The sequence below is a fragment of the Ruegeria sp. SATB045 genome (assembly GCF_059613525.1).
In genome coordinates this window covers 1-9,339 of the sequence record NZ_JBXWSR010000023.1, presented here as the reverse complement: position 1 = coordinate 9,339, position 9,339 = coordinate 1, and the positions used below count along the sequence as shown (strand labels likewise).

The window sequence follows — 9,339 nt, the reverse complement described above, 5'->3', positions numbered from 1 at the left end:
CGTGGTTTCACAACCGTTCGGGACGCGGGCGGCCCGGCAATTGGTCTGCAAAAAGCTATAGACCGCGGTAAGGCCGTTGGCCCGCGTATCTACGCCTCTGGGCCTGTGATCTCGCAAACCTCGGGGCATGGAGAACATCGCGTCTATACCGAACCCCATCCCAATTTCATGGGGGCGCAACCATCCTTCTTTAACCAGCATCTGGAGTTTCTGGCCGATGGCGTGCCGGAAACGCTGCGTGCGACCCGCGAAGCCCTGCGCCTTGGCGCTGTCCAGATCAAGGTGATGGCTGGCGGTGGGGTATCTTCTCAGGTTGATCCGTTACACACCGTTCAGGGTCTGCCGGAAGAGCTTGAGGCTTCTGTCCGGGCCGCTGCCGATTGGGGAACCTATGTAATGGTTCACGCCTATACAGACGAATCCATCGTGCGCTCGATTGAGGCAGGTGTGATCAGCATTGAACATGGACAACTGATGACAGAAATCGGTGCGCAAGCGATCAAGGACGCGGATGCCTGGATTGTTCCGTTCTATTCTCTTTTGGGATTGGACGAACAAACCGTTATTTCCGCTCTTGGACCAGGGGCCGCCGAAAAGTTTCTCAGCGTGCAAGCGGGTGCACGAAATCAGATGCAGTTGATCAAAGATTTCGGGATCGAGAACGTGGCTTTCTCAACTGACATTATCGGCGACCCCGTCGCGCTGACCAAGCAGAACGATGAGTTCAAATACCGACTGGAGGCGTGGACTTCGCACGAAATCCTGCAACAGGCGACGTCAAAGTCGGCCGCACTTCTGGCACTGTCAGGAAAACTCAATCCCTACACAGCAGGCCCGCTGGGCGTGATCGAACAAGGCGCATATGCCGATCTGCTGCTTGTTGAAGGAAACCCGGTCGAGGATGCCGAGATCCTGGTCGACTACACCAACAACATCGACCTAATCATGAAAGATGGCGTGATCTACAAGAATACACTCGATTGAGTGTCGCGCGGGGTGAATTTACCTCGGCATCCCGCGCCCCCTTAGTTTGACAAATGGGAGTACTGACACGTGAAAACACTGGCCTCACTGACAGCAATCGCTGGATTTGTTTCCTTGGCAGCAAGCGGTGCGTTGGCGCAGGACGCGCTCCCGCAAACCTTGTTCACCAATGTGCATATCTTTGACGGAATTAGTGAAGAGCGGATCGAAAACGCGAATGTTCTGGTTGAAGGCAATCTCATAAAGACAGTCTCGACCGACGGTATTGATGCGCCCGACGCAACGCTTGTTGACGGGGGTGGTCGCACGCTGATGCCGGGGTTGATTGACAGTCACGTGCATCTCTACGCGACAGGGCTCGTGCAATCCTTCTCGGGTCTTCAGGCCGCCAAATGGGATCAGATCGGGGCCACCGCGGCTGAAAATGCCCGCGACTATCTCTACGACGGTTACACCACGGTGCGGGATACCGGCGGAATGGGATCAGGTCTGCGTGAACTGATCGACAAGGGGATTGTAGACGGGCCACGCATCTATGCGTCAGGTGCGGCCATCGGCCCGACATCCGGGCATGGTGACTGGCGAAACCCCGAGCAGCGAACCTTCAACATGGGATCGGACGACGTCGCCAATACGTTCAACCTGTCCTATATTGCTGATGGTGCCGAAGAAATCCGGAAGGCATCGCGGCTTAACTTCGCGCACGGGGCGAGTTTCCTGAAACTGATGGCCGGGGGCGGTGTGTCATCCGAGCTCGATCCGCTTTGGTCCGTTGCTTACAACGTTGATGAGATATCGACAGCGGTCGAAGCTGCGTCGTTCTTTGATACCTATGTGACAGTCCACGCCTATACGGATGAAACGGTCACAATGGCTCTGGACGCGGGCGTCAAGTCACTGGAGCACGCTCAGATGGTGAGCGAGGAGACCGTCAAACGCATTGCCGATGAAGGTATCTTCTGGGCCCTGAATGTGGCTGGAATGGATCCGGCGCTGCTTGATCACCCAAATTTCTCGATGCCGACGGTGAAACCAAAACTGGAAGAATATCTGGTCGGGTCAGAAAACGTCATTGATTATATCAAGAAATACAAACCCAAGATCGTGCATAACGTCGACACCGTGTTGTCCACCATTGGGTTTGGCCGCGCGCACCGGGACTTTGAAAAGTACTATTTCGCTGAATTGCTGGGTAACCATGCATTGCTGGTTGCAGCGACCTCGACTGGTGGCGAACTCGCCCAACTGACAGGGCGACGGAACCCTTATCCCAACAAACTGGGCGTGATCGAAGAAGGGGCCTATGCCGACATCCTGATCGTCGACGGAAACCCGCTGGAGGACCTGTCGGTTCTTGGCGCAAATCCCCAGTGGTTTGATGCACCCGCGCGTGATCGAGGGTTTGAGACCATTCGCGTGATTATGAAAGACGGCGTCTTCTACAAGAATACACTCGAATGAGCGGAGTGTGCGGAAAATTGGCCCATGCGTCTTGCGCCGTCGATCCTGAACGGGGGAGCGATCAATGAACAAGGCTATCGCTGTAACTCTTTGCGCAGTTGGGATTGGTGTTTCCGGTGCAGCGGCGGAGGAGTCTCAAAGCCGATACTATTTGGGGATTGGGGAGCCAAACCCCAATGCCTGGCAAATCATGATCGACAATCCAACCGACCGGGAAAAGGACATGGGCGCTGCGCTCGCCGCAATGGGCGGTGAGATGATAAGCTATTTCTGGGGACTGGCAGATGGAAAGAACTACATCACTGTCCGTTTCCCGGACGATCCGGGCATGGTGCAGGCCATGTATATATCGCGTCTGAGCCAAGGGGTTCTGAAAGACTACACGTTCATCGAATTGATGACGAGCGCAGACATGATCGAAGCCCTTAAGCGCGTGCCGGAATTTTCAACGCCGGTCGAATGAAGTTGGGAAGCAAAGGAACAATCTATGAAGATCGCCTACGGAATTCTCGCAGCCTTAGCAGTTGTGTTTTTCATCCTTGGAGGCAGCGATGCCTATGCCAAAGACAACAAGGGTAAAAAGCCGAACAAGGGGGGCAAGAACGGTGATGTCAGCATTCAGATAGAAGACAAACCCGGCAAAGGCCCAAAGGCTGTGCCGCCTGGTCAGATCAAGCGCTACACGCGCGGTGCCAAGCTCCCATCTGATCTGGAGTTCGAGGATATTGGGGACCTTTCCAAATGGAAGCTGAAGGAGCCGGGCAAAGGAAACCGTTACATTCAGGTCGATGGCGAAGTCCTCGAAGTTACGAATGACCTGTCTACCGTTGTTGATGCCGTTGGCATCGTCGGTGATCTTCTCAACTAGACGAAAGTACGATGTTTCAGGGCAAGAACTACCTCGTTTGTCCTGACGCTGGCTGGGGCGATCATTTTGTGGACCCCGGCCCAAGTTCAAAACCCGGATCCGAGGCGCTACGATGATAAAAGCCCTTCTTGTTCTTTTTGCGCTTGCTACCTTTTCGTCAGCACGCGCCCCACTCGCTCAGGAAAACGGTGCAACAGAAGTCCCGCAAACAATACGCTTTGAGGGCTATGTACAGCCAAGTCGCGAAGCAGAGCTGTCGCCACTGGTCGACAATGTGGTCACCCGAATTACGTTTCACGCCGGCCAATATGTTCAGCAGGGCGACCTTCTGTTCGAGTTTGGCAAGAAAGGTCCCTTCATCGAAATGCGGCTAAGCGAAACAGCTCTGAAGGATGCGACAGCCCAACTCAGGCTCGCCGACGCTGAATTGGCCCGAAAAAAGGAACTCTACCTGAAAGAGCTGATACCGGAAGCGGAGTTGCAGCTTTCCCAGGTGAACCGCGATCTTGCTGAAATCGCAGCTGAACGGGCGGGCCTCGCTTATGAAGGGGCACAGCTTGCGTATAGCTTCACCGAGTTACATGCGCCTTTTTCGGGGATTATCAGCCAACCGCATGTCAGGCAGTATCAGTATCTGAGTACGGAAAGACGGGGGGACGAAACGCTGGCGATACTATCGGATATCGACCCGGTCTACGTTGTCGTCAAAGTGCCCTACGAGGAATTCACCAAACGGCGTCAGGTATTTGAGACAGATGCAGAAGCATTTGAAGGGCTCAGTCTGTCTTTGCAGATGCCAGACGGACAATTGTACCCCTATGAGGGTCATTACTTTGGTGGGGCATTCAAAGTTAATCCCAAAACGCAGCTGATGGATGTATGGGCCGAGTTCCCGAATCCAGAGTTGCTGCTTCGCCCAGGGGCAAAAGTCACCGTCATTTCGAGTCTGAGGAACTGAATGATGACCCGCCGGAGCCGGTGGCGTGGTGTGCTGTCCTGCCTAGAATTGAGGAGCATATGACAATGCGTTTTTCATTTGCAGTAATCACCGCGTGCTTATTAGCATTGCCGGTTCATTCAGAAGTTACACGTATTGAGTGGCCAGACCTGATCGATGAATCCGCTCAAGACTACGAAGATCCTTTCGTCGAATTGACTGGCAAACAGCTTAGCGCGCTTCGCAAATTGGTCCGGTTGCGCGCGCAGCTAGAGAAAGGCGGGCCGACGCCAGAACAACTGAACCAGATTCAAGTGGATATCGAGGCGACTGAAACAACCCTTGCTGAGGAAGGCGTTGAAGCGGACTGGTTGATTTCCCAACGCTGGGTTGTGATGGAAAGACGTGAGAAGGCGGGCACGGCGGCCAACGTCGACATCGATGGCGTGACCGTTTCATTGGGCGGGTTTGTGATCCCGGCCCCCCCCAACGAAGATGGTTCCCAAATGGCATATATCGTGTCGGAACGTGGAATGTGCAGCCACGTACCGCCTCCGCCCCCGAACCAGATGGTACGTTTGCGCTTGAGTGATTCCTGGGCGCCATCGACGAGGTTAAATCACTCGTCGGATCAAGTCGGCGCAATCATTTATTGTTGGTGGATCCATGCTCAAGACTCAACGATCCGTCCTGCTTTTCGTAGATAACCCATTTTCTGATAAGGTTTGTAGACTTGTGGTCTTTGTAAGGGGAGCGAGTTGCTTAAGTTTGACGCTGAAACAACGAGATTACTTGAAATCGCCTATCAAGGAGCTGAATTGACGCGGCGAAGACAGGCTTCATTTGATGCGCTGCGCCCTGCTCCCGGTGAGACCATTTTGGACGTCGGTTGTGGCAACGGGATGTTAACAGCAGAGTTGGCGCGCGCAGTTGGCTCGGATGGCTATGTCATCGGGATCGACCCAAGCGAGGATATGACAGCAGCAGCAAGAGAACGGTGCAGTGACTACGCAAACGTGGAGTTTCGTGCTGGTGCCGCAAATAGTTTGCCCATTGAGGATGAGAGTGCTGACAAGGCCGTCTCGGTACAGGTCTTTGAGTACATCGAAGACGTAGACGGCGCACTGTCCGACACGCTGCGGTGCGTCAAACCCGGCGGGCGCCTCGTCATCAGCGATCTACACTTTGGGAGCTTGATTTGGTTCAGCGATGAGCCCGACAGAATGCAAAAGATGCTGACGTCCTGGAACCAGCACTTTGTGAGTGGCTCCGTCCCGGAAAGACTGCCTGCACTAATAAAGGCTCGCGGCGACCATGTGGAAGATGTCTTGTCGTTCACAATGACAGATCACCAGCTAAAGCCTGATGGCCTCGCAATCATGATGATGCACCTCATGAAGCAATACACTGTCGCAAATGACCATGTTGATCCCGCAGTTGCGCAATCGTGGTTTGATGAGCAGCTCAGCCTTGCAAGGACTGGACGCTTCTTCTTTTCGATGACCCAATTTGTCGTCGTGGTGCGCAAAAAGGGGTGATTGAGCTAAGTAAATCGGCCTAGGTTCTTTCGCGGGCTTCATGAAAGTCGCGGTTCAAGAGACCCCCATTGGTGTCACAGGCGCCCCAACAGGTGCTGCAAATCTTTTGTCCATACTTAATTGTCGTCGGTGAAGTCCCAAGGAAGTGCCAGACGTGCAGGCATTGGTCAGACGTTCGAACGACCGCAGCGATAGGCGTGATGACAGAAGGTCTCGTATTGGTACTTACTCAATGGCGACAACACAGGTGCGTGGCTGTCACTTCCAGCTTGCAACTGTATTTGGCGTGATCTAATCGCCCTGTTCGGCCGATTGTCACCAAGTGTTTTCAGAACCTTTCTGGATACAGACTCATCATGTTCTGAACGTCCAGCTCACTCGAAAACGCGTTCGGATTATTCCAGATCACCTCATTTATATAGTCGCGTTCCGAGTGAAGATCATTGTCCGTAAGCCGCGATTTCTGGTTTTCAGGGAAGCCTCTCTTGGTCCTACCGAATAGTCCACCAAATACGGTCCAGATGCTGGGTGACATTGTATGAGAAGCCATCTCGTGGTCCTTTCCGAGTTACTTGCGCTGTCGCAACAACGGTAACTGTTCACTCGTTTTTCTGGTATCCGGCACAAAATTGTGCTGTTCTACAAAAATGAAGAGCGGGTTCCGAAATTGGTCGGATATTCGTGTGTTCCTCTCTGTCTTCAGAGAAGGGTCGACGCTTGCGGCCTCCAGAAAGCTAAAGGTCTCCCAACCAACGGTTGCCCGACGCATTGATGTTCTCGAAAGAGAAACAGGCTTGACGCTTTTTGAGCGCGGTACGCACGGGTTCAAACCGACCCCAGAAGCCCTTCGCCTCGTTCCCCTCGCCGAAGCAATCGAGACTTCAGTCCTTGAATTTGTCGATTGCGCGAAAGAATTGACGTCGACACAACCCATCCGTATCACCGCTTATTCGGCAAATTTCTCCGCACGCATGATCGAAATCGTAAACGAGTTTTCCGCCGTCAATCAGGATGTCGCATTCGAGTTTTTGTCCAGCGTTCGGGCGCTGGACCTGATGGCGGGCGAGGCCGACATTGCTTTGCGCCTTGCAAGAACCGATCCCGATCCTGACCTGATCTGTCGTAAGATCAGCACGGCCCGCTGGTCTTTGTTCGGCAGCAGAAACTACGCGGACAAATTTGGCTTACCGGGGTCAACGAATGATCTGGCCGGGCATCAATTTGTTACCTTTCAGCGGGACGATGTGCCAAATGTATTCCACGAATGGTTGACCAATCACGTGGAGCCGGACCAGATTGTCATGTCTTTCACTGAACTGGAGCTAATGCATGCGGCGATCAGGTCAGGGCAAGGCCTTGGGATCAGCAATGTCAAGCTGGTGGAAACAGACATGTCTTTTATCCGATGTTTCGACGAAATCCCCGAACTTGCGGTGCCGCACCTAATGCTCATTTCGCCGGAAGCCTATCGTCGGCCAGAGGTTAGAGCCTTCGTTAAGTTCTTCGCACCTCGCTATGCGGCAATCTACAAGTAGTTATTTGGGCAAAAAAGGATTGAGAACACGCGAACAAGCTAGTTTGCATGTACGCCACGACCGCAATTGCGAATAGAAGCCTTATGTGGCGAGCCCAAGGATACTCTTGAAGATGACAAAGGGAGGTCGAATTGATCGCCGCGCCCAAGTCGCTGCAAACCGTCTTAACTCCGACATGCCATCACGTGGTGCATCACCAGGTTAAGAACTTCAACATCGTTCTGGTTAAATGTCTGGTATCGGAATTTGACCGTTCCCCGGTCTGGCTTCGAACGTGATGGTGCAATTGCCTCAACCGTGACGCGCACGCTGATCGTGTCACCTGAATACACCGGAGCCAGCCACCGTACCTCGTCCATACCATGTCCACCCAGATTGGTGCCGGTAAGTACACCAGTGTCGCGGAACAACCTGAAAGTAAGCGCTATTGTTTGAAATCCACTGGCTATGAGACCGCCGAAAATCGACTCTGCGGCAGCCACTTTGTTAACGTGGAAGGGCTGCGGGTCATGAACCAGTGCGAAGTCAATAATCGCTCCCTCGGTCAGCGTAACGCCTCCGGTTTCGAAGGTTTCGCCAACCGACAAATCGTCGATGTATTTTCCGCTGGCCATGGCAAAAGTATAGTTTGATGTCCACTCAACCGTCAACGCGGAGCCACGCTCGGCAGCTAATGCCGCATTGGCATTCGACCATGGTAAAGATCGTATTGGAGAACTGAGCCAGTGGTCGTTGACCTATACCGCGGCGACAAAAAGGTGCGCTTCTTGCGGTACGTGCAATACGCCTTTTTTGTCATATCTAGACAAAGCGTCTGCAACCTCTTCCACGACCTTGTTGGTGACGTCAGCACCTGCATCCCTAAGATCAGTTTCGATTGGCAGCGCCATGATTTGCGCACGAAGGTCAATAAATCTTCGCTCTAGTACCAATGGCTCGTGACGAGCTATCTTGAAGCCTGCATCGACCAACAACTTAGAAATGAGGTCCCCATCTCGAAAGGAAAAAGGCGCTCTGGCCTTGATTGCGGCATTTTTTCCAACATGCCGCTTGAGAGCTTTTGCAAGTGCTCCATTGAAGGGCGACACTGCACGCCAACATGTCAAAAATAGCTGACCGTCATTGCGCAAGATCCGATGAACTTCCTGCAAAGCCGAGGATTTGTCGGGGAAGAACTGAAGCCCCTGTTGTATGAAGGCATAGTCAAACGTAGCATTTTCGAAAGGTAACTCGGTTACATCTGCTACATACCACTCGAGCACATGACGACAATCCGGATGATTGGATTGCGCGACCTCAATCATGGTTTCGTTCAGATCTACGCCAACAACCCGGCCTTCGCCCGTCAGTTTCCTTGCAATCTCTCGCGTCAAAGCCCCGGTGCCGCATGCAATGTCGATAACGCAAGTGCCACTTCGAAGCTGAACCTTCTGCATTGTTGCTTCAGCCAATGGGCCGAACATCGCAGGCACACTATGGTTGTTGTACTTCTGCGCAGCTTCTTTGGTCAGCCGGAAATTGTCCGTCATCAAAAATATCCTCCTAGCAACGCGTCAATAATTGGACCACCCAAAGTGACCCAAAATCGTAGTCTCACGAGGTTTCAACCGGAAGGCCCTCATCGGCGCTCCACTCAGCCCATGAACCATCGTACAGGCGGGACTTTTCGAACCCCATTTGGCGCAACGCAAGGAGCCCACAAGAAGCAGCTATGCCACGGCCGCAATAGGCGATGACCTCATCGTCAGTTTGAATTCCCTTGTCCTGATAGTGCTTGAGGAGCTTGGAATGATCCGCCAACTTGAATGAACCACGTTCCTTTAGTTTAGCTGCACGTTCGGCAATGGGTATGTGTGCCAAATCCGGATCGATGTTCGATATCGCCGGTATGTTGACGGCACTGGGAATATGTCCCGAGCGACCTCCCCATGTGTGAACTCCGTCGCCTCGGAAGAGGTCGTTTGGAAGAAAGTCCACAATTCTGACTCCGGGCTTACCCATCGCATCCAAGACATC

The 9,339-nt window shown here is 53.1% G+C and carries 11 protein-coding genes; 8 read left to right on the top strand and 3 right to left on the bottom strand.

Translation table 11 applies throughout. The features are described 5' to 3' along the window. The 8 genes from AC2FNR_RS12900 to AC2FNR_RS12865 all read left to right on the top strand — a co-directional run. Nucleotides 1-984: metal-dependent hydrolase family protein (locus tag AC2FNR_RS12900; protein WP_496849360.1), on the top strand; the 984-nt coding region annotated here is incomplete at its 5' end. Between the two features lie 69 nt (nucleotides 985-1,053). Continuing rightward, nucleotides 1,054-2,445 carry a metal-dependent hydrolase family protein gene (locus AC2FNR_RS12895; protein WP_496849359.1) on the top strand — a complete coding sequence of 464 codons (1,392 nt, stop codon included), beginning with the start codon at nucleotides 1,054-1,056 and terminating at the stop codon, nucleotides 2,443-2,445. Between the two features lie 64 nt (nucleotides 2,446-2,509). Then, the gene (locus AC2FNR_RS12890; RefSeq protein WP_170803316.1) at nucleotides 2,510-2,908 is read left to right on the top strand and encodes a hypothetical protein; all 399 of its coding nucleotides are present in this window, start codon (nucleotides 2,510-2,512) and stop codon (nucleotides 2,906-2,908) included. 24 nt (nucleotides 2,909-2,932) lie between these two features. Next, a complete protein-coding gene (locus AC2FNR_RS12885) occupies nucleotides 2,933-3,313 on the top strand; it encodes a hypothetical protein (protein ID WP_170803315.1) in 381 nt (126 codons plus the stop codon). Between the two features lie 112 nt (nucleotides 3,314-3,425). Further along, on the top strand, nucleotides 3,426-4,271 hold the full coding sequence (locus AC2FNR_RS12880) for an efflux RND transporter periplasmic adaptor subunit (RefSeq protein WP_496849356.1): 846 nt from the start codon (nucleotides 3,426-3,428) through the stop codon (nucleotides 4,269-4,271). A 65-nt stretch (nucleotides 4,272-4,336) separates the two neighbouring features. Continuing rightward, entirely contained in the window at nucleotides 4,337-4,957 is a 621-nt protein-coding gene (locus tag AC2FNR_RS12875) for a DUF3299 domain-containing protein (protein WP_496849355.1), read from the top strand. 51 nt (nucleotides 4,958-5,008) lie between these two features. Next, complete coding sequence (locus AC2FNR_RS12870; protein WP_480492657.1) at nucleotides 5,009-5,788, top strand: methyltransferase domain-containing protein; 780 nt, start codon at nucleotides 5,009-5,011, stop codon at nucleotides 5,786-5,788. 572 nt (nucleotides 5,789-6,360) lie between these two features. Then, a complete protein-coding gene (locus AC2FNR_RS12865) occupies nucleotides 6,361-7,323 on the top strand; it encodes a LysR family transcriptional regulator (protein ID WP_496849353.1) in 963 nt (320 codons plus the stop codon). A gap of 164 nt (nucleotides 7,324-7,487) precedes the next feature. Here AC2FNR_RS12865 and AC2FNR_RS12860 read toward each other — a convergent pair whose 3' ends face one another. The 3 genes from AC2FNR_RS12860 to AC2FNR_RS12850 form a co-directional block, all read right to left on the bottom strand. Beyond that, complete coding sequence (locus AC2FNR_RS12860; RefSeq protein WP_496849352.1) at nucleotides 7,488-7,973, bottom strand: MaoC family dehydratase; 486 nt, start codon at nucleotides 7,971-7,973, stop codon at nucleotides 7,488-7,490. Between the two features lie 87 nt (nucleotides 7,974-8,060). Then, nucleotides 8,061-8,852 (bottom strand): class I SAM-dependent methyltransferase, encoded by a 792-nt coding sequence (locus AC2FNR_RS12855; protein ID WP_496849350.1) that lies wholly within the window; start codon nucleotides 8,850-8,852, stop codon nucleotides 8,061-8,063. Between the two features lie 64 nt (nucleotides 8,853-8,916). Then, on the bottom strand, nucleotides 8,917-9,339 hold a 423-nt coding region (locus AC2FNR_RS12850; RefSeq protein WP_496849349.1), incomplete at its 5' end, for a sulfurtransferase.

Coding starts and splice junctions, on each gene's coding strand:
- AC2FNR_RS12855 (WP_496849350.1), bottom strand. CDS start 8,852: ATGACGGACAATTTCCGGCTGACCAAAGAAGCTGCGCAGAAGTACAAC.
- AC2FNR_RS12875 (WP_496849355.1), top strand. CDS start 4,337: ATGCGTTTTTCATTTGCAGTAATCACCGCGTGCTTATTAGCATTGCCG.
- AC2FNR_RS12885 (WP_170803315.1), top strand. CDS start 2,933: ATGAAGATCGCCTACGGAATTCTCGCAGCCTTAGCAGTTGTGTTTTTC.
- AC2FNR_RS12890 (WP_170803316.1), top strand. CDS start 2,510: ATGAACAAGGCTATCGCTGTAACTCTTTGCGCAGTTGGGATTGGTGTT.
- AC2FNR_RS12880 (WP_496849356.1), top strand. CDS start 3,426: ATGATAAAAGCCCTTCTTGTTCTTTTTGCGCTTGCTACCTTTTCGTCA.